The sequence below is a fragment of the Bifidobacterium bombi DSM 19703 genome (assembly GCF_000737845.1).
GTDB classification, from domain to species: Bacteria; Actinomycetota; Actinomycetes; order Actinomycetales; family Bifidobacteriaceae; genus Bifidobacterium; species Bifidobacterium bombi.
Genome location: NZ_ATLK01000001.1, coordinates 1,590,671 through 1,610,375, shown reverse-complemented (window position 1 = coordinate 1,610,375; position 19,705 = coordinate 1,590,671). Strand labels below are relative to the sequence as shown.

The window sequence follows — 19,705 nt, the reverse complement described above, 5'->3', positions numbered from 1 at the left end:
CTGGCATCGGCATTGTTGACGTTACTTGCCATTCTTGTTCTCCTCGATCATAGTTATGGAGTGTGGGACTCCTGATTCGTAACTGTATTGATGGTTACTGTACTGATTGCTGCCGTACGCGCTTGCTCATCAATTAGGTAGTGAGACTTGACCAGCCCTCAGTTATCTCACATCCAGTCAAGGTCCACTTGTTTCCATCCGATTTCACCGGATCCTGTGAATCGGCACCGACAGCGTTCATCGCCTGAAACCAGATGTCAGATCATGCCGATCGGCAACATGCGATACAACTGATTCCATCGCACTCAAGGGCAACACGTCATCACCTCCGCATGTACAAATGTCTTCAACAGGGATTTTCATGAGCAGATCCTATAAATTGGGCAACGAGCCAGGAGCCACGCCTTCAGGTAGAACTAGAGTTCCCATACGACTCGAAAACGAACTGCGCACGTGCAATGGCATATTGAAACGCTGAGCATATTCCACACATCGCAGAGCCAGCACCTTTGAACCACAGGAGGCCATCTCCAAAATCGCCTCATACGGTATGACAGGAATCCGCCTGGCCGTAGGGACAATGCGAGGATCGGCGGTAAATATGCCGTCAACATCAGTGTAGATCTCACATACGTCGGCTCCGAGCGCCACGGCAAGCGCCACGGCCGAAGTATCCGAACCACCACGGCCGAGCGTGGTGTAATCACCGTCGGCGTTAACCCCTTGAAAACCAGCAACGATGGCAATGCAGCTTCATCGAGCACTTTACGCACACGCCGCGGCTTGACCGATTTGATATGAGCCGCACCAAAACGCGCATCCGTCATGAAACCCGCCTGGGAACCAGTGAAGGAGTGGGCATGCTCACCGGCTGCATGAATCGCCATAGCGAGCAAACTCATGGAGATGCGTTCACCTGCCGTCATCAGCATGTCCATCTCACGCGCCGGCGGGTTCGAATCGATGCTATAAGCCTGGTCAATAAGGTCGTCAGTGGTGTCGCCCATCGCCGAGACCACCACCGCCACATCGTTCCCTTTACGTTTGGTCTGTACGATGCGTTTGGCGACGCGCTCGATCGACGCCGCGTCCGCCACGGACGAACCGCCGAATTTTTGCACAATCAGAGCCACAAGTCCCTCTGTCTTCCCGTAAGTCAGCCTTGCATTCCCTACGAATCCTCACACTGACCGAATACAGCCATTATAGGAATGCGGTATGGAAGAACGAACTCGGCCGTCATAATGTGGGACATCGGACATCGGACATCACGCCTGAATCATGCGCCGTACATCACCATGGGCACTGGAAGAAAGCCGATCAGCCTCTTGGCGGCATAGCAAGGAAAACGCCAGCACCCACGGCCGTACCCAAGCCCAAAGTCCAAGACCAGACCTAGGCCAACCAAAACCGGATTCACACCAATGCTCAAATGTTTGGACCTAGATCCAAGCCGACCACAAAGTCAGGCCTACTGGCCAAATTGACCTAATCCCAGGCATCCCAAACCATCAAATCTCCTGTCTGCCGGACAGCGCGCGGCCCAACGTTATCTCATCGGCATATTCCAAATCTCCACCGACCGGTAGGCCACTGGCCAGACGGGTGACCTTAATGCCCAACGGCGAAAGAAGACGGCTCAAGTAAGTCACTGTGGCTTCACCTTCGATGTTCGGATCGAGCGCCAGAATGATCTCCTTGACCTCATCTGTCTTGAGCCGGTCAAGCAACTTGGGAATAGACAGGTCGGAAGGCCCGATTCCGGCCATCGGGTTTATGGCTCCACCAAGCACATGGTAGAGACCATGGTATTCACGAGTGCGCTCGATGCTCATCACATCCTTGGGCTCCTCCACCACGCAGATCATGGAGCGGTCACGCCGCGGGTCGGCGCAAACCGGACATGGACTTGTTTCGCACACATTGCCGCAAACCTCGCAGAACCGCACTTTCTCTTTCACTTCATGGATGGCTTCAGCCAAAGCGTCAGCTTCCTCATCACTAGCCGAAAGAATATAGAAAGCAATGCGTTGCGCACCTTTGGGACCGATACCCGGCAATTGCGCGAAAGCATTGATGAGACGCTGTATGGCGCCGTCATAAGCTAATGCCATATTCTCATTCCCTTCTCCATCTGAGTGAGAGCGACCATGGACAACACGTTAGTGACAATCTCACCAACACACCATCGACACATCCTCACCAGAACATCAGCCACTGACTCGCCAAAACGCCACAAGGTCCGATATGACTTCCAAGACAAGATGACAACGAGACCACCCTGCACCAAATCACCAGGCACGCTTCTGGCTCTCCTGAGATTTGGCGGCAGGCTTGGCATTTTTGGGGTTTTTGGGATCCTCCGCGTCGAACTCCTCCACTTTCTTCACCTCGAACATTCGAGTGAGATCATCGATGCTTACCGCATCGTCACCGCCCACCGATCGATCGCTCAGCGAATAGACATCGTCCTCAGGCGGCACTTCGGGTTTCACTGGATTGTATACATTCGAATCGTGTACATCCAGATTATGTACATCCGAATTGTGCACATCCGTATCAGTCCGTTGCACATCAGCTTGACGATTCACATCGGACTGCGGAAACACATGCGGTGAGCGCTCCGTACGAATACTGCCAGCCGCCGCAATTGTCGGGGCAATGCCGCCGACTTGGTCATCCGTATCCTCCGCGACCGCCCAGGGATCCACTCCATCACTTATGTCTGGAACCGCAACATGCTTCTTATGATGCACGTTCGCATCGGAAGCGGGGTCGCCATGCGCTTCCAAGGCTTGGATACCCGAGTCATGATCTTCGACAGGGCCCTTCTCTCTCTCGGGAACCTGACCGACTCCTAATCGAGCAACTTCCGTCTCTTTGGCGTCGTGCTGCGCCTGAGCTGGTGTCTGGAACCAAGGATCTACATCCTGATCTTGAACCGCGTGAGAGGCGTCATCCGAATCGCCGCCATCCTCATCACGAACCTTTCTCCGTTCCTTGGACTCTGAAGCGCGGCCACTGGGGGAGACGATATCCGACGCCATAGTAAGTCCCGCCTTGGCCATGGCGATCTTGCGTTTCACCTGAGCCAGTTCTTCGGGTTTCATGCGCTTGGTGGAAGTCACGTGTTCCCCATTCGCCGCGACGGGTGTAGGTGCGATGGTTGTGGAAGGGCCAAAGACGACCTTGACGGTCTCGAGCACCACCCAAGAAGCCTTTTTACCTTCATTCTCCGGGTCCGAGGCAATAGCCAGGGCGAATGCGTGTTGACTGAGCGCCGTGTCGAACGTCATGGAGAGTCTTGCACGACCGGCAGGATTCGTGGCCAGCGACACGACCGGAACCTTTTCCTGGTTGACGTATTCACTCACGCCAACAGGCAAAGCCCGCAAAACGACTTCCCATTTTTCCTGGACGGGCGCCGCCGGATCAACCTCACCCACCGTTCGACGTACGGCCTTTTCGGCAGCCGAGACCTTGATGGTGTCCGCCGTTTGCGTCGCGGCAGCATCGGGATGCGCGGGTTCCGCCTTAGCGGTCGAATCGACGCCACTCGTCGCCTCCTTTTGCGGAGTTATACCGGAAGATACAGATTTTTCAGGCTCATTGACGGCACTCCCGGCATCAGTTCCGACACCCCCGACATCGGGAGAAGTCACCTTACGCGAGGAAACGGAGGAACCAGCATGACCCTGTTGAGCGGGACCTCCAGTGACCGCGGGACCCATACCTGCGTCCTTTTCGGTTTGTGCGCCACGACTCCCGATGAATCCTCCCCGCTGAACCGAACCGCCCTTGCTGGCAGCAGATTGGGCACCGGTTGAGCTGGGCGTCATTCCCTCACTTCCAGTTCCTACCGCACCGGCAACAGCCGTAGGTGCGAATCCCGACCGGCGTGCAGCTAAAAGACGTGCGGCCAAAAGCTCCAAACGCATACGTGCCGACGTGGCGCCAACCATGCCGGCAAGCACGGAATCTATGATTTCCGCAATCATGGTGAGGGCGGAAAGTCCAAGAGCCTTAGCCTGACGTTGCAGTTGCGACATATCGAGCGAAGCGGTTTCCTCGCCAAGCGATTCGGCCGCCCGCTCCCCTCCAAGGGTAAGAACAAGCAAATCCCTTATACGTGCTAGAAGATCCTCTACGAATCTCCTTGGTTCGAACCCTCCGACAACGACCTTTTCGACCACCCCATAAAGGCCTTCACCGTCACCTTCGATCAGGTCGTCAACCGCCTCACCGATAAGGGCGTCCGGAGTGAATCCAAGCAACGAGACGGCCGAATCATATGAAATCTTGCCATCGACGGCACCCACCATAAGCTGGTCCAAAACAGAAAGCGTATCCCTGACCGAACCGCCACCGGCTTTCATGGCCAAGCCCAGAACACCTGGCTCAGGCTCTATCTTTTCCTGCTTACACACCTTCTCGAGATATGGGCCCATCACTTCCTGCGGCACCAGTCTGAACGGATAATGATGTGTCCGCGAACGGATGGTGCTGATCACCTTATCTGGTTCCGTGGTGGCGAAGATGAACATGACATGCTCAGGCGGCTCCTCGACGATCTTGAGCAAAGCATTGAAACCTTGCTGGGTGACCATGTGCGCCTCATCGAGGATGAATATCTTATACCTGTCTCTGGCAGGCGCAAAGGCCGCTCGCTCACGCAGTTCCCTGGCATCGTCCACGCCATTATGGCTTGCGGCGTCTATTTCCACCACATCGATGGAACCGGGGCCGCCTGTGCCAAGATCCTTACAGCTGGGGCATTCACCGCAAGGATGCGATGTGGGCCCCTGTTCGCAATTGATGCATCTGGCCAGAATTCGGGCAGAACTGGTTTTTCCGCAACCCCGCGGTCCGGAGAACAGATAAGCATGAGTGAGCCTGCCTGCATCCAGAGCGCGAGATAGGGGCACGGTGACCTGATCCTGCCCGATAATGCCGTCAAACGTGTCCGGACGATACCGTCGATACAATGCAAGTGCCATATCTACTAACCTACCAACACCAAGCTATTTCCCAATGATTCAGACATCAACGGACCTATCGTTCAACTACAGTCCACCGGTCCGGCGCGCGACTGTACCCGGACACGTGGCAAAAACGGAACGTCCGTCGCAACACTCACCGTCACCGTCACGTCCTCCTGCACCACGGTACATGATTCCTGAACGGCATTATTTGAACGCACCTGCGATCGTGAACGCAGGCAGACAAAGCTATCTCCGTTGCGCAAAGCGCTTGCCGCAGCCAAGGCACCTTGATCGGCGGCCGTATGTGCCCGCGAGATGCTAAGCAGCACATTAGCACCTGCGGCGATGACCAATAGCAGTATCGCGACGACCGCGATGAGAGCAGCACCCATTGCGGTACCTGAACCGCGATCTCTGAATCGAGGACACCGAACGAATTGCCTGCCGGCGCGTATGCCCCTCTCCGCCGAGAATCGACTTTCGCGCCCGACAAGACCATGTTTCGGATGCGATGTAGCCCCATCTTCATCAGGAAGCCGGTCAACACCATCGTCATTCCCGGTGATATGCCAATCCGCACAAGCCTGTAATCCCATACCCTTCGAGATGAGAGTCGAGGGCGCAGCACGAAGGCGTTCCCACCGTATCATTGTTCTTCCCCAATCGCTCTGCCATGTACGACTTTCGGCAACACATGTAGCGGATCGGAGACGATTGGGCAGCTGACCACAATCTCGACCTGTCCATTCATCCTTGCCACCGATACATCGACGTCGGCTCCGGCCGCATTGCGAGCCACGGTTTTCGTTTTATAGTCATCTTTCGAAATGATCGCGGTTCGCGCTGCGGCCGATGCCGCATCCTGACATGTCATGGCCACAGTAGACGCACGAGCCAGCATGAGAATCAAAACAGCCGCGATCATCACCGCGGGCAACACCACGGCGAATTCAGCGGTAACCGCGCCCTCATCGCTTCGCCCAAAGCACTTTGTCCAGTACCGTGGGAAAGAACACATCCCGACGGGCTTATTGCGCTTGTATCCCATGCCATCTCTTCCGTTTGAACCATCGTGGTGACAACCGCAGTATCAGACCACACCCAATGCCTTCTTCACCAAACCCTCAAGCAGTTTTCTGGCCATATCGGATTTGAGGACCCCTACCAATACGGCTCCGAAGCCGGTCGCAGCTACCAACACAATCGCATATTCCGCCGTGGCCGCACCTTCATCGACCTGGCAGGAAAGCGTGCGAAGCTTCATATCGAGCATGCAGGCCTTTTGCCTGATGGAACCCACCGCCTGCGCCAAACGTTTTCTTTGAGCCGTTAACATTCCGCTTCGGCTTGAAACAAGATCAATCTCCTGACTATTCATCATTCCTCCTTGGTGTTATTGGTGTTATTTGACTCGCAACCGATTGATTGCGATATATCCAGTCTGATGCAGGCGGGCATGATATCCAAGCGCCACAGGGAGCTGTGGTCGAACGCCCGAAGTTATGCACTGAGGCAGTGTGTCGCAACTGTCTTATAAACATGCCGACGAACGGACCAACTTTCTATCTCCGCCAGGAAGCATCCGGACCACGACCATTTGAAAAACAAGCCGGCAATAACAGGCCCAGACAAATAACAGGCCCAGACAAATAACAGGCCCAGACAACAGGAAAGGAAAAAGGAAAGGGAAAAGGGAAAGGGGAAACACGAGCCCCGATTCATAAAATACCCACCATCCATGCACACGACCATGAAGCATTCACTGAGCACTCCGTCAGGACACGAATGAAGCAACTGCAGGAATCACACCGATAAGCATGAACGCCGGCAAAAAGCACAGACCCGTCGGCATGAGAATCTTTACCGACAACTTTGAGGAGGCCTGCTCGATGTCATGGCGTTGCCGCGCATCAATCTGTTCGATGGTGCTTTCCAAACGACTGATGGGAGAGGAACCTCGCATCCAGGAATCCTCTAAGGCATCCCGCAGCAAAGACAAATCCTTTTCATCCCTCTCATCGAAAAAGGAGCGTGACGATTCACCGAACCAGTTTCGCCCACCCTTCTCGGACACCGATTCACCGCCGGCACGTATCCAGACATCATGCCATGCATATCCGCGCAACAATCCATCCGCCACAATCCGCAAACTGTATGCGAACGGCCCCGATAATACCTGGCCGACCTGCTCCAACGCTCTGGGAATGGAAGCACCCGACTGCACCGCTACAGCGACCATCCGCAACACCAACCCGATGGAGGGACGGTCGGCCTCATGCCCATCAGATCCGGTATGAGCCATGCCGCACCCGGCAATGCCGTATTCTTCTCGTATCGACAAAAATTGCGTGCTCAGACGCCCTACAGACGCGCACGCAGTGGACAATGCCAGGTAACAGCACATGCCCAAGCAGACACCGGCACAGAAGCAAAACAGTCTGAAACCGAACATGATGCGTCTCCCTTCAATCGTCTGGTTCTTTCTGTCAATACGGCTTCGATGCCAATGTCCGAAGGCCTTGGTTTACAATCATGCCTGTCATGCCAAGCATGGCCTATCATGCCTGCAGGCGCAACTCCATAGAAGCAGCTCACTGTATCGCTTCGATGACCCTCTCCGTCAGGATTTTCATCCACATCACCCCGATCATGTAGATCAGTGTTCCCAACACCAAGCACAGGCGCCCCGCATTGGCTCCGAAAAGAAAAGCAAGGGAATGCGCCCCAAGCAGCTCAGCGAACATCACCGCGGCTACCGGCAAGACCGTAAGCAACCTGACGCTTGCTTTGGGAACCGCGAGCGCATTCTCCATCTGATCGTCAAGCAAACGCATCCGTCGATATGAGTCCTTGACGGCCTCAAGACAATGCACCGCAGGGCAACCCGACGACTGACTGATTCGACACGCCAAATCAAGCTCCACTGCCATCCGACGCACCTGAGCTTCGCTTTCATCTGCTTGTGCGAACGTTTCCAGCATTCGCGCAAGCTGATCGACATTCGGCAATGAGGGAGTGGAACTCAGCCACTCACCCGACATATAAGGTGCAAAGGCCTTATTCAGAGATCCACCTGAACGCACATGAGCCTGAACTGCATCTATAAGGGCAAGCATCCCGGATCCCTTGGCGCCAGCCGTATAATCGACCGCCTCGGCACCATCCGTAGGCATCCCTCCCCCGACCACCGCCCCACCCCGAACACAGACCAACCGTTCAACGGTGCTTCCGCACTTGAATCCACACAGGAGAACCGCAACAAACAGAAAACAACCGGTCAGTACGGCACTTTGCACATCCCGCATATCCTCACCTTCTTTACCGCATTCGAACATTGTCCGAACACTGCGACGAACGGTTCCAACAGGGACCGAGGAGCAGGCACCCCATCGGGGCGACGGCCCCACCTCCGCGGCACCGCCATACGTCCCTCTCCCTCCGTTCACCCCACCGACTGTCTTACATCCAACGCCTTAGAAACTCCACCCATAGAGGTCCGGGCACGGCTTTACCACAACCATTCCAGTTGGCCACGGCTTCGCCTCTGAAACCATGCTCGTCAACGGTCAGCCTTCCGATTTCGGTGATATACCGCCTGCCCCGATTTCGTTCGATATGCAATACCACATCGAACGCATCGGCAGCCAGCATGGTGACGGCACGTTGATTGAGACCGGCCAACAAGCCCAATGAGACAAGCCTGGAAGGAACACTGCGAACACCATCGGCATGCAAAGTGACCATGCCACCACGATGACCGGAATTAAAAGCTCTGAGCAAATCGGCTATCTCTTCACCCCTGCATTCCCCCAGCACCACACGGTCCGGACGCATCCTGAGAGTGGCCTTGACCAGTTCAGGAAGACCGACCGCCCCCTTCCCTTCCACGTTTGCTTCGCGAGAGACCAAAGAAACATAATCGTCACGGCCAAGATCGCCCAGCTCTCTGACTTCCTCGACGCTCACGATGCGTTCACGGGGGTCGCACTGACGCAGAAGCGCCTTAAGCAGTGTGGTTTTGCCGGCTCCCGTTCCGCCTGTAATCAGGATGGTGGCGCGTCGGGCCACCAACGAGCACAATAACGGATACCATTCACTGGGGAACAGACCCTGACTCCCCAATCGGTCCAGCCGAGGCGCCATATGGCTCGGGAACCTGATGGAGATGCAGGCCCCTTGGGGCACCAACGGCGCAATGACCGCATGGATCCTGATTCCCTCGACGTTAGAGGCATCGGCTATCGGGCAGGCATCATCAAGCCTTCGGCCGAGCTGGGCGCACAATTGCACGGCGTACTGCCTGACCATGTCAGGTGAGCGAAAGGGGACCTTCGGAACATACTCGCTCATCCCGTTTCCCCGATCAACCCACACCCTTCCCTCACATGTGACGGCCACGTCGGTCAAAGCGTGATCATGCATCAGATCGTCCAACGGACCGAACCTCACAAGACGTCACCTCCCCTCAGCCAGCGTTCTATGTCATCGACCACTGCACCGACCGCCGGTCTGAGCGTTTTAGGTACATTCCTGATGCCGAGCCCCTCGAGCACATCACCAGCCAGCTTCGCATCGGCATGTAGCGTACCGACAAATTCCCTGCCCAGATACAGCGAAGCCTCCTCCTGTTTCAGAACCCCGCGTCTTCCCGGAGCACCACGAGGCCGCATTCCGACGATCGCCATATGGTGCGGAGTATGGGCCGGTACCTCCATCGGGCCATAGCCCACACCTACAAGCCCGCCCCCAGGGGCGTCCACACCACTCTGTGCCGATGCGTGGCCTTCATGTCCGTGACTCCCCGCACCGCCAGCAGCACCGTACGCAGTGCGCAGCAATGCTTGCGAACGTATCGTGCCCAATACCGACAGCTCGACAAGGACCACTCTGGGCGCTTGGTATAAGGCAGGGGCATCCGCCAAAACGGATCCATACGCGGCATCGACCACGACCACGTCCACCACAGCCGCCAACGCCCTGATCACAGCCTCCACCAGCCACGGCTGGGGCGCATCGCCGTCCCACGGGTCGAAGGCCAGAACCCGAACTCCTTCCCACTGGGGCAATTGACGGTATAAAGCCATTCCTGAAACATTGCCTAATGGAATGTCCAGCGAACCGAATCTTAGCCCCTGATCGTTTTCCATACCCAAAAGCACATCCAACCCGCCCTTTTGGAAATCTGCGTCCACTAAAACGCAGCTGCACCCCCTACCCGTCAACTCAAGCGACAGCAAAGCACACAACGTGGTCAGACCCACACCACCACTGGCGCATTGCACGACCACCACATTGCCTGGAATACCGTCCCGGACCGACGAATTCCCCGCCCCAACGGCGGCGTTGAAACCTTTTCTAGCAGGAACCGGCTTTGGAGGAAACCGGCTGACGACCGGACCGTCCGTGTGAGGAAGAGGGACTGGCACAAGCGCACGACTTGACATACGCCCACCGGACGTTCGCATCAACCCTGGTTGTTGTTTTCTATCGTTCATGGCTTCATTGAAGCTCTGAACGGTGCGGAGCGATGACGAAATCCATCATTGTGGTCGAATGATATGAGTTATCCACAAATCGCGCGAGTCAACCTGAAACACACCGTCATTGTCCGATAATCTACCCACATCCGCATAAAAGCGTTGACAACCAACATACTTATGCGCACACAGGTACTCCAACCGATCCGTCCATCAGAAAAGGACGGACGCTCGAAAACCTGTCCAATGTCACAATCGCATTGTTGAGGTTCGCCCATCAGAGGAGAACGAACGCTTGAAAACGCACACGGATGGCACTGAGAACCAAATGTTCACATCACAAAAAGCAGCAGAAAAGGCAAACCAGACCGACACCTGACAACGAGTGCAAGAACCGCAACTCCCAAAGCCACGAAGCCGCGGATTACCATGACACTGCCGCACACAGAAATCAGGAACGCCGGAAACCGAAGATCCGAGTCCCCAATCCAACGCCGAAAATCCAACGCCTGAAACCCAAAACCCAGATCCAACGCTTGAAACCTGAACCTGAAATCCAAAATCCAAAATCCAAGACTCACGCCGAAAAATCGGATGAGGATGAACTCACTTCGTCGTCGGCTTCTTCAGAATGGTGGGCAAAGGCATCGGGAAAGGCTTATGTGCAATCTTTTTCGTCGAAGCGGCGCCAGCCGAAGCCACAGCCGCCTTCTCGGTAGCCCTCGCCGCAGCCTCTGCAGCCCACTTCGCATACTCATCAAGATCGTCTTCGTCGGTCGACACCTTTGAATGAGACAACGACGGCTGTGCCAGCCTGTCCTCCCCCTCGGAAAACCGGTCAAACCCTTGATCCACGTTGTCATCTGCCGATACGTCAACCGAGTCAGAATCCGACTCATGGCCTTTCAGCTCCTTGGCGAGCTCGTCATAATCGGTGTCGGTTGTCAGATATTTCAACTTCCTGGCTATCTTCTTCTGCTTAGCCTTCTGACGTCCGCGGCCCATTTGACCCCCTGCATGATCTCTACTGGTAACAATTCATCATTACGTAGGATACCACTGACCATGCTCAGATTCCGCTTTTTTCTCGTTCTTTCATTGTCGGCTCAGACTTTTAGTATAAAAACACCAATTCACGGGGATTCCACACCTTCATAGGATATAAGGAAATAAGGGTTATCATGACGGATGCAACGGATGCAGACAACAACGCGCACAACACGAACGCTGCCGCCCGATTCACCGCGGCCGGCAATGAAATGAGCGCCAGCTTCCTCGCAGCGAAAAAACGCTCCGATGAGACAACGGCCCGGTTGGAGGCACACCCCGAAGAATTCACCATGCTCACCGGCGACAGACCTACGGGCAGACTCCACCTAGGCCATCTGTTCGGCTCCATCCGATCCCGTGTCGAGATGCAGGACAAGGGCGTACGTACCAACATCATCATCGCTGACTATCAGGTGATCACGGACCGCGACACCACTGACCACATCGGCGAAAACGTTCTCAACATGGTGCTTGACTATATGGCGGCCGGCATCGATCCCGAAAAGACCATGATCTTCACGCACTCCGCGGTGCCTGCCGAAAACCAGCTCATGCTGCCGTTCCTGTCGCTCGTCACCGAAGCTGAGCTGGAACGGAATCCGACGGTGAAATCGGAGAAGGAGGCATCGGGGCACGCATTGACCGGGTTGTTGCTGACCTACCCGGTGCACCAGGCCTGCGACATCCTCTTCTGCAAGGCCAACGTGGTTCCGGCAGGCAAGGATCAGCTCCCGCATATTGAGATGACACGGACCATCGCTCGCCGTTTCAACGAACGGTACGCGCACAAACACCCGGTGTTCCCCGAACCCGCCGCGATTTTGTCGGATACCCCAGAGATTCCGGGACTCGACGGCCGCAAGATGAGCAAGTCCTATGGCAATTCCATCATGCTCGGAGCCACCGCGAAAGAGACGGAAAAACTCATCAAAAAGAGCCCCACAGATTCAGAGCGACGCATCACCTTCGATCCAGTGAACCGCCCGCAGGTATCAGCCTTGCTCACTACAGCAGGATTGGTCACCGGGCGTGACCCCGTGGAAATAGCCGACGAAATAGGCGATGCCGGCGCCGGCGCACTCAAACAATATGTCATCACGTCGGTCAACGAGTTCCTCGCACCCCATCGCGAACGCCGCGAGGAACTCGCGAAGGACATGGATTCCATACGCGACGTCATTCATGACGGGAACAAACGAGCCAATGCGATAGCCAATGAGACGCTGGATGAAGTGCGTGAGGCCATGGGTATGCTGTACTGACGTCCCTGCCGAGAAGACGCTGAAAGGCGGGCGGCGGGACGTACCGGAACGATTGGGTACCAACGGCCGATTGATGACTCGGCAAGACCAATCTTCATGCCGCGAGCACCATGATTCCACGGTTTTCCACCCCCTTGCGATTCCTATGATTCCAATCTGCGCCAACCATCCTTCTCACCTTCGCTCCCGATTGGCGACCATATTAAAGGTCAAGGGGCAATGACCGCCCACACGGCTCACCAGACCATCTGAAACCGCGTGTTCGCCCTGAACGCCAGGAGATCCTCTGAATACGTATCATCGCGGACGGATCAGCACTCACTCGCGGCGGTCCAATGTAGCGCTCAAGGCCCACAAAATGGAGACCACATCGATTCCTTCCTGTGCAAAAGCCCCCACCACGGCCGGAATGAGATCGAACGAGGCCGCTACCATGCCCACCACGGCGAGCGCAAGCCCACCAAGCACGGCCTGAAGCATGACACGCTTGGTCTGCCGCGCCACAAGAACGGCGTACGGCACCATCATGATGTCATCGTTCATGATGACCACTTGAGCCGACTGCGAGGCGGCCGTCGAAGCCCCGTCCGTCATCGCCACGCCAATGTTGGCGGCCGCAAGCACCGGGGCATCATTGACGCCGTCACCCACCATCATCGTCACCGGACGCACGGATGACCGGCCGGTCACGATACGCTCGAATACACTCCGCCATCGAGCCGCTTCTACCGATTCATGCTGTGCGGCACGGACCACATCAAGTTTGTCTTTGGGAAGCATCTGCGCATGGACGTCCTCGATCCCTACCTCTTTGGCAATGGCATAAGCCGAATCCCAATGATCGCCCGTAAGCATACTCAGTTTCGTTATGGAAAGCCGCCTCAGCTCGCTCAATGCATCCTTCGCATCGCGCCTAGGCTCATCGCGTAGCACGATACGGGCGACGAGCTTCCCGTCGAAAGACACGAACGCGGCCATTTCATCCGGCCGCAGTTCGGAAAACCGGACCTCCTCGTCCTGACGTGGAGACCACGCTCGACCCGAAGCACCATCTGGGTTCGAAACTTCCTGCCTGCCCGGAACCAAAGCCGAATCACGGGCGACAGGCGAAAGCCGCACCAGTCCGTCGCACGATGCCTCCGGCTCCTGAAGCACACCGACATCCTCGTTTCCGTCGAACCGCTCCTCACCGGCCATCACGTAACGAAGCCGCCCCACACGAACCCGCACACCCATGACGGTGCCACTCACCCCTTCGCCCGAGTTTTCCTGCACATCGCCGGCGTCAAGCGAACGCATATCCAACGGTCGGCCCCAAGACTTGTCAGTCGACGAAGAACGCCCAGACTGTGAGGAGGATGCGCGAACCTCTCCCGACGCGCCGGTCGACTTACCTGTAGAAGATGCGCCACGTCCAGACTTCGAGGAAAGCGAATACAGCCTTGCCGCCGCTTCGCCGCCGGCTTTGGCTATGCCTTGGGCGAGAACGTGCACTGAATTCGACTCAAGCGCCCCGGCAACCGCCAGAACCAAGTCAGAGCTTCGCATCCCGTGCTCATCGCAGACGGAACGCTCGCCGGCGACATCCTGACCGCTCCGACTGTCCGATTTCAAGACCCGAATCCGATTGGATCGAACCCCGGATGCCGGAGTCTCATTGCACCCTGAGTCCGGTCTGCACCATCGTCGCAGCACTTCCGCCTCCTCGGCACCGTCGGCCATATCTACACGGATGACCTGCGGCCTTTTGCCCGTCACGGTTCCGGTCTTATCGAAGAACACATGAGTGACGCGACCCAGGTTTTCAAGTATATCCTGGCTTTTGATGAGGATTCCGGACTTTGCAAGACGACTGGTCCCGGCCATGAACGCCACCGGGGCGGCGATGAGCAACGGACATGGCGTAGCGAGCACCAGTACTTGCGCGAACCGCAACGGACTGGCCGAGATGAGCCACGCCAAACCGGCGATGACGAACGATAGGACCGTGAACGGCACGGCGAGCATATCGGCGGTCTTGATGACTGGGGCCCGGGATTCCCGAGCAGAACCGACCAACTCCAGGATTCGCTGATACTGCGAATCCTGCGCCAGACTGGTGGCACGCAGCAAGAATGCTTTCGAGCCATTGACAGAACCCGAAAACACCTCGCAACCGCGCCCCACCTGCCTGGGCACGGGCTCACCATTGATGTTGCTCATATCCAGTGTGGCGACATCGCTCAGCATGGTGCCATCCACCGGAACCGTCTCCCCGGGCAGGACATTCAGCACGTCACCGAGTCTAACGTTCTCCACCGGAACATCGGAGCCATTGACGTGCGCGACCTGCGGTGCGGCGGCCATCAATGCGGTCAGGTTGCCTTCCGCCCTGCTCTGGGCGAAACCTTCGATCGCGTCACCCGACCAAACCATGAGCACCACAGCCCATGCGGCCCAGTACTGGCGTACCGCAAGGGTGGAGAGCATGGCCACGACGGCCAGCACATCGACGCCGACATGACCGTGACGCAGATCTTCGATCATCTCCCGCAACGATGCGACGACGGAGACTAGCACGAGCACGACGACGACCAGCTCCCCGATCGTCGGATTGTACGTCCATTGACGCACGCCCCAAGGTCGCACACGCCGGCATAGCACCATTGGGACGGCACCGGCGATGGTGAGCAGCAACATGGGTATCCGACGACACAGACGGATGATCATATGTACATAAGATGACATGACGTTCCTTACGCTGGTAATGTGCCGGCATTCGCGTGACCGACACCTCGGTCACGCCTTGTTAACCCACCGGACCGCATGCCACGGTTTCCGATACACGGCGTAAAGATGAATCTCTGTTCTCACTCATTATAGCCGCACCCCTCGAACGTTGGAAGCCTTGCGACGATGCCGGCCGCAGGATACAAAACACAGAAACGCAGGATACAAAACACAGAAACGCAGGACACAAAACACAGAAACGCAAGACACAAAACACAGAAACGCAAGACACAAAAAGCACAGAGCACAAGACACAGAATGCGGAGCGATGCTCCAGTGCGCACCATCCTTCCGGTGCCTAACCCACGGCCTACCGCCAGACGATCGGAACGGAACCATGATGTGGGAACCCCAAGGTTTCAACGTGGCATGAAAGTCCTTAAAATGGTGTCCATGAGCGATGTAAACGCGTTGGACCTCCAGTCCGGGCAAATGGTGGGCGGCTATACCCTGATCGACCGCCTTGGCGGAGGGGCGATGGGATCGGTATGGAGAGTACGCGATGACGGCGGACAGACCTACGCCATGAAGATACTGCGCGACTCGTTGAAAGAAGAGACGGATGACGGCCCGCTACAGGAGGACGTGGAATCCGCCGGGCCCTTGAACGGGCACATGACCCCGGCCATGCGGCGCAACCCACGTGTCACCGCCCGGGAACGGCTCCGGAGGGAAGCGCTGGCGTTACGCAAGGTGCAGCATCCGGGCGTGTGTTCCATCGTCGACATGGAACTCGACGATTCGCTCGCCTTCATAGTCACCGAACTCATCGAAGGTCGCAACCTGCGCGATGACGTGAACATCAACGGTCGCTACGAAGGCGAGGACTTGGAGCTCCTGGCCCGCAAACTCATCAGTGCCGTGCGGGCGGTGCACGCCCAAGGCATCATCCACCGCGACATCAAACCGACCAACGTCATGGTCTCAGCCACGGGCCCGGTCTTGGTTGACTTCGGCATTGCCATGGCGCAGGGGGAAAGCCATGTGACCCGGACCGGCCTGGTGATGGGGACGCCCGGCTTCATCGCGCCGGAGATCATCGACGGCGATGAATCCGACGAAGCCACGGACTGGTGGTCACTGGCCAGTGTGCTGGCATTCGCCGCCACCGGCAAGCCGGTTTTCGGGGACAAACCGATGATGGCAGTTCTGGAAAGGGAGGCTGCGGGAAGCGCGGACCTTTCCGGACTCCCGCCGCGCACGTTGTCCGCCTTCCGGCAGGCGCTCAGCCCCATACGCACGAAACGATGCAGTCCGGAGCAACTGTTGGAAACAATCGAGGCCGACGCCACGGAGAGCAATGGCTGGACCGGTGGTGACGCGGCGTTCCCTTTTGACTCGTCCGCACCGGACCATCACTCCGGTGCAGGTCACGATGCGGCCGCCCACCGGGGCATGGCCGGTGAAAACTCAGACGGCAACCCGCGGATATATTGGAATGACGACGACACCGATGTCGAGCGTGCCGCACCAATGCGACCCGGGCATGACGACGCGCCGACCTCCACAACCCAGTTGCTTCCCATAGAGGATCGGGACACGGCGCTGGTCGGAACCCAGATATTGCCCAAGGATGACATGCCGGACGTCACTACGGCCTTCCCTATGGCGCCGGTAACGAACGACACCGTCGTCATGCCGGTCGATACGCCCGCACCGACGGTCGCGATGCCGGGTCGGACCACGATCATGCCTCCAACTGACGGCCAACCCTATGCATCCACAGAAGACGACCTTGGGGAACGAAGAGATACCCTCCCCCCCGCCGTCATGCCACAATCAACGGAGAACCCGACATCTTTGGCCGCGGGAAGGGCGGGTCCGAGAGATCCTTCGGACCTCATGGCCCAGGTGTCTGCGGACACTGTGGTATCCGTCCGCCGGCAGAGGCTCCTCTCCCGATCCGTGTTGCCGGCATGCCTTATAGCCATACCGATAGCGATGCTCGCGAGCGCCTACCCTATGCTCGCGTCCATCGCCGCATCGACCCTGATATGGTTTCTGACGACGTTGGGACTGAGCGAACAGGCCCAGCTTGCCCGCGAGGAGAAGCATGGGGGAACACGACGGGGCGGCGACTTCACACGCCGTTGCCTGGAAATGCCGTGGCATGCTTTGAAGGGATTGGCCTTCAGCATTCCGCAGATTGCGCTGAACGCCGTGATCGCGCTTGCCGTTCCCGTCATCATCGAGCTCGTGTTGGGTCTTCCGCATTCCACGTTCACGTTTCCCCTCGGTTCGCAGAGTCTCCCCGTGCCGGTCTTCGCCAACCAGCCGCTGTCATCGACGGGCGTCACGCAGGTGGTCTGTGCGGCTGCATCGTGGCTGCTCGTCGTCTTCGTCGTCCACGGCGGGCACACCTTACGCATCGGTGCGGGGTACTTGCGCGGAGACTGCGCTTCGCAAAGTTCCTCCGCGACGAAGCCCTGGCAATTGGGCGATGTTCCGGTAAGCTCGAACGTGATGACCACCGCCAGAGTCCATCCGGATCCATTGGCCAACGCCGGCAGACAAGACGTGGCACGCCGACGGTCCGCAAACCGCTGGGACTTCATACTGCTCGTCATCTGGTTTGCAATCACGCTTCTCACAGCCGCGACATGCCTGACCGCCGATCATCTCACATGGTTCCCATTGTGAGCGCGTGATGCCCACAGAGTCGACCCACGATCCGGTTAGCACCGCTGTGTAGGCTTCCGCACCCTTACGCCGCGCACTCCAGACGCCGCCCATCCGCACACCGCATCCATTACAGCCGCAACGATATAGTGGAGTAAGGAATACGTGACGGCATCAACGCGCATGCCCATGGAACGTCAATAAACTGAAAGGAACAGCGCTATGGCACAAGAACCGAATCGTTCATCACAGAACCTCGATCGGAAGCAGCCCGGCGACACATCCGTCAGCGCAAATCGGCAAACCCAGTCCGAACGGCGCAGGGCAAGGGCGCGCCGCCGAGCTCAGGCGGAGATGCTTGCCCGTCAGCAGGCCGAAGCGGAGGCCGAAAACGAACGCCGTCGCCAAACCATCATCGGCATCGTCGCAGTGGTGGTGGTCATCGCGCTCATCGCGACCATCGGAGGCATCGTAGGCTACAACATATACAAGCGACACAAGGCCAACTCCTTGACCATGGACCAGGCTTATTCGCAACTTCAACAGGTCCGGACGAAGCCATCAACCGCAAACAAGCAGGGAGGCCTCCTGTTTTCACGTGAAGGCTACGGCAAGAAGGCCCCCGGTGCGCCCACTATGGAGATATACATGGATCCGCTGTGCCCTTGGTGCGGCGAGCTTCACCGCCAGGTGGGACCCACCCTGGAGGATATGGTGAACGCCGGGCAGATCAATCTCGTCTACCACCCCATGAACTTCGAAGATAACCTCTCCACCGACAATTATTCGACACGCGCCGCAGGAGCCCTGGTCTACATATCGGCCCACGACCCGAACCAACGTCATTTGATGGACTTCATCGACAACATATATTCCAAGGATTTCCAGCCCGAGGAAGGCAGCGGCTATGTGCCGACCGGCAACGACAAGATCAAGACCCAGGCGCTTAAGGCCGGCGTGCCCCAGTCCGTGGCCGACAAGGCGTTCTCGGGAACCTATAACGACTGGCTGCACGCTTCGTACCAATACACTGTGCGCAGGCCTGAGCTGTGGAACACATCCGGGCAAGCCAAGGGCAGCCTTTCGACCCCGACCATTGTCATCAACGGGCAGAGGATTGACATGAGCCAAGTGCCGAATTCCTCTTCAAAGCAAAGGGCGCTTATACTCAAATCGTTGGGGCTGAACGAATCACAGGTTGGCGTCGAAGGAGAGATGCCCGACATCGGCACCGAAGGAAAGCCCGAATCCATGTCGTAAACCCAAAATAACAATTCGAAAAGCGAGGCCCGCGCCAACGCGGGCTCCATTTTTTCGTCTCAGCCAAGGGCCAGAGCGACCTTTCACCGGTCTGCGCGCGAGAGGACACGAACCATTGCCAAACCAACCGGACCTACCTTTCGAACCGCGCACGGAACCGACCACGCATGAGCGCACTGACCAAACCGAATCGGCATACATGAAATCCATGCCACATTGATGCCACGTTTTTTGCGGTGCACGGCCACCGCAAACGGAGGAAGAATGCGTGACGAACGGCTTCGCC

At 57.3% G+C, this 19,705-nt stretch carries 14 protein-coding genes and 1 pseudogene; 3 read left to right on the top strand and 12 right to left on the bottom strand.

Annotated features, from left to right (window positions below; genetic code table 11):
• Positions 1-372 precede the first annotated feature (372 nt).
• The 11 genes and pseudogenes from BBOMB_RS06140 to BBOMB_RS06080 all read right to left on the bottom strand — a co-directional run bounded on the left by BBOMB_RS06140 (position 373) and on the right by BBOMB_RS06080 (position 11,464).
• Positions 373-1,133: pseudogene (locus tag BBOMB_RS06140) on the bottom strand (aspartate kinase).
• A 378-nt stretch (positions 1,134-1,511) separates the two neighbouring features.
• Positions 1,512-2,114, bottom strand: a complete 603-nt coding sequence (gene recR / locus BBOMB_RS06135) for a recombination mediator RecR (RefSeq protein ID WP_044087582.1) — start codon at positions 2,112-2,114, stop codon at positions 1,512-1,514.
• A gap of 177 nt (positions 2,115-2,291) precedes the next feature.
• Positions 2,292-4,997: a DNA polymerase III subunit gamma/tau gene (dnaX, locus tag BBOMB_RS06125; RefSeq protein WP_044087580.1), complete on the bottom strand. Its 2,706-nt coding sequence runs from the start codon at positions 4,995-4,997 to the stop codon at positions 2,292-2,294.
• A 62-nt stretch (positions 4,998-5,059) separates the two neighbouring features.
• Positions 5,060-5,578: an Rv3654c family TadE-like protein gene (locus BBOMB_RS06120; protein ID WP_161787709.1), complete on the bottom strand. Its 519-nt coding sequence runs from the start codon at positions 5,576-5,578 to the stop codon at positions 5,060-5,062.
• A gap of 50 nt (positions 5,579-5,628) precedes the next feature.
• Positions 5,629-6,030, bottom strand: coding sequence for a TadE/TadG family type IV pilus assembly protein (locus BBOMB_RS06115; protein ID WP_052377528.1), 402 nt, complete (start codon positions 6,028-6,030; stop codon positions 5,629-5,631).
• A 42-nt stretch (positions 6,031-6,072) separates the two neighbouring features.
• The gene (locus BBOMB_RS06110; protein WP_052377527.1) at positions 6,073-6,363 is read right to left on the bottom strand and encodes a DUF4244 domain-containing protein; all 291 of its coding nucleotides are present in this window, start codon (positions 6,361-6,363) and stop codon (positions 6,073-6,075) included.
• Between the two features lie 393 nt (positions 6,364-6,756).
• Positions 6,757-7,284 carry a type II secretion system F family protein gene (locus BBOMB_RS06105; protein ID WP_161787708.1) on the bottom strand — a complete coding sequence of 176 codons (528 nt, stop codon included), beginning with the start codon at positions 7,282-7,284 and terminating at the stop codon, positions 6,757-6,759.
• Positions 7,285-7,573: 289 nt separating this feature from the next.
• On the bottom strand, positions 7,574-8,287 hold the full coding sequence (locus BBOMB_RS07690) for a type II secretion system F family protein (RefSeq protein ID WP_152570147.1): 714 nt from the start codon (positions 8,285-8,287) through the stop codon (positions 7,574-7,576).
• A gap of 154 nt (positions 8,288-8,441) precedes the next feature.
• Positions 8,442-9,431 carry a CpaF family protein gene (locus BBOMB_RS06095; RefSeq protein WP_462138049.1) on the bottom strand — a complete coding sequence of 330 codons (990 nt, stop codon included), beginning with the start codon at positions 9,429-9,431 and terminating at the stop codon, positions 8,442-8,444.
• Positions 9,428-10,477, bottom strand: coding sequence for a CpaE-like family protein (locus tag BBOMB_RS06090; RefSeq protein ID WP_081867340.1), 1,050 nt, complete (start codon positions 10,475-10,477; stop codon positions 9,428-9,430). Before BBOMB_RS06090 ends, BBOMB_RS06095 begins: the two co-directional genes overlap by 4 nt.
• Before the next feature lie 588 nt (positions 10,478-11,065).
• Complete coding sequence (locus BBOMB_RS06080; protein WP_044087577.1) at positions 11,066-11,464, bottom strand: DUF3073 domain-containing protein; 399 nt, start codon at positions 11,462-11,464, stop codon at positions 11,066-11,068.
• Between the two features lie 176 nt (positions 11,465-11,640).
• Here BBOMB_RS06080 and trpS point away from each other — a divergent pair, with 176 nt between their 5' ends.
• Complete coding sequence (gene trpS / locus BBOMB_RS06075; protein ID WP_044087576.1) at positions 11,641-12,771, top strand: tryptophan--tRNA ligase; 1,131 nt, start codon at positions 11,641-11,643, stop codon at positions 12,769-12,771.
• A gap of 318 nt (positions 12,772-13,089) precedes the next feature.
• On the opposite strand, the gene BBOMB_RS06070 is transcribed toward trpS, so the two are convergent.
• Positions 13,090-15,498 (bottom strand): HAD-IC family P-type ATPase, encoded by a 2,409-nt coding sequence (locus BBOMB_RS06070; RefSeq protein ID WP_044087575.1) that lies wholly within the window; start codon positions 15,496-15,498, stop codon positions 13,090-13,092.
• A 426-nt stretch (positions 15,499-15,924) separates the two neighbouring features.
• On the opposite strand from BBOMB_RS06070, the gene BBOMB_RS06065 reads away from it, so the two are divergent.
• Positions 15,925-18,180: a serine/threonine-protein kinase gene (locus BBOMB_RS06065; RefSeq protein WP_044087573.1), complete on the top strand. Its 2,256-nt coding sequence runs from the start codon at positions 15,925-15,927 to the stop codon at positions 18,178-18,180.
• 201 nt (positions 18,181-18,381) lie between these two features.
• On the top strand, positions 18,382-19,419 hold the full coding sequence (locus BBOMB_RS06060; RefSeq protein WP_044087572.1) for a DsbA family protein: 1,038 nt from the start codon (positions 18,382-18,384) through the stop codon (positions 19,417-19,419).
• Positions 19,420-19,705: the final 286 nt, after the last annotated feature.

Excerpts from the sequence above, each read along its gene's own strand:
- BBOMB_RS06080 (WP_044087577.1), bottom strand. The coding sequence starts at position 11,464 with ATGGGCCGCGGACGTCAGAAGGCTAAGCAGAAGAAGATAGCCAGGAAG.
- trpS (WP_044087576.1), top strand. The coding sequence starts at position 11,641 with ATGACGGATGCAACGGATGCAGACAACAACGCGCACAACACGAACGCT.
- recR (WP_044087582.1), bottom strand. The coding sequence starts at position 2,114 with ATGGCATTAGCTTATGACGGCGCCATACAGCGTCTCATCAATGCTTTC.
- BBOMB_RS07690 (WP_152570147.1), bottom strand. The coding sequence starts at position 8,287 with ATGCGGGATGTGCAAAGTGCCGTACTGACCGGTTGTTTTCTGTTTGTT.
- BBOMB_RS06065 (WP_044087573.1), top strand. The coding sequence starts at position 15,925 with ATGGTGTCCATGAGCGATGTAAACGCGTTGGACCTCCAGTCCGGGCAA.
- BBOMB_RS06070 (WP_044087575.1), bottom strand. The coding sequence starts at position 15,498 with ATGTCATCTTATGTACATATGATCATCCGTCTGTGTCGTCGGATACCC.
- BBOMB_RS06060 (WP_044087572.1), top strand. The coding sequence starts at position 18,382 with ATGGCACAAGAACCGAATCGTTCATCACAGAACCTCGATCGGAAGCAG.
- BBOMB_RS06115 (WP_052377528.1), bottom strand. The coding sequence starts at position 6,030 with ATGGGATACAAGCGCAATAAGCCCGTCGGGATGTGTTCTTTCCCACGG.
- BBOMB_RS06120 (WP_161787709.1), bottom strand. The coding sequence starts at position 5,578 with ATGGGATTACAGGCTTGTGCGGATTGGCATATCACCGGGAATGACGAT.
- BBOMB_RS06090 (WP_081867340.1), bottom strand. The coding sequence starts at position 10,477 with ATGAACGATAGAAAACAACAACCAGGGTTGATGCGAACGTCCGGTGGG.
- BBOMB_RS06110 (WP_052377527.1), bottom strand. The coding sequence starts at position 6,363 with ATGATGAATAGTCAGGAGATTGATCTTGTTTCAAGCCGAAGCGGAATG.
- BBOMB_RS06105 (WP_161787708.1), bottom strand. The coding sequence starts at position 7,284 with ATGGCTCATACCGGATCTGATGGGCATGAGGCCGACCGTCCCTCCATC.
- dnaX (WP_044087580.1), bottom strand. The coding sequence starts at position 4,997 with ATGGCACTTGCATTGTATCGACGGTATCGTCCGGACACGTTTGACGGC.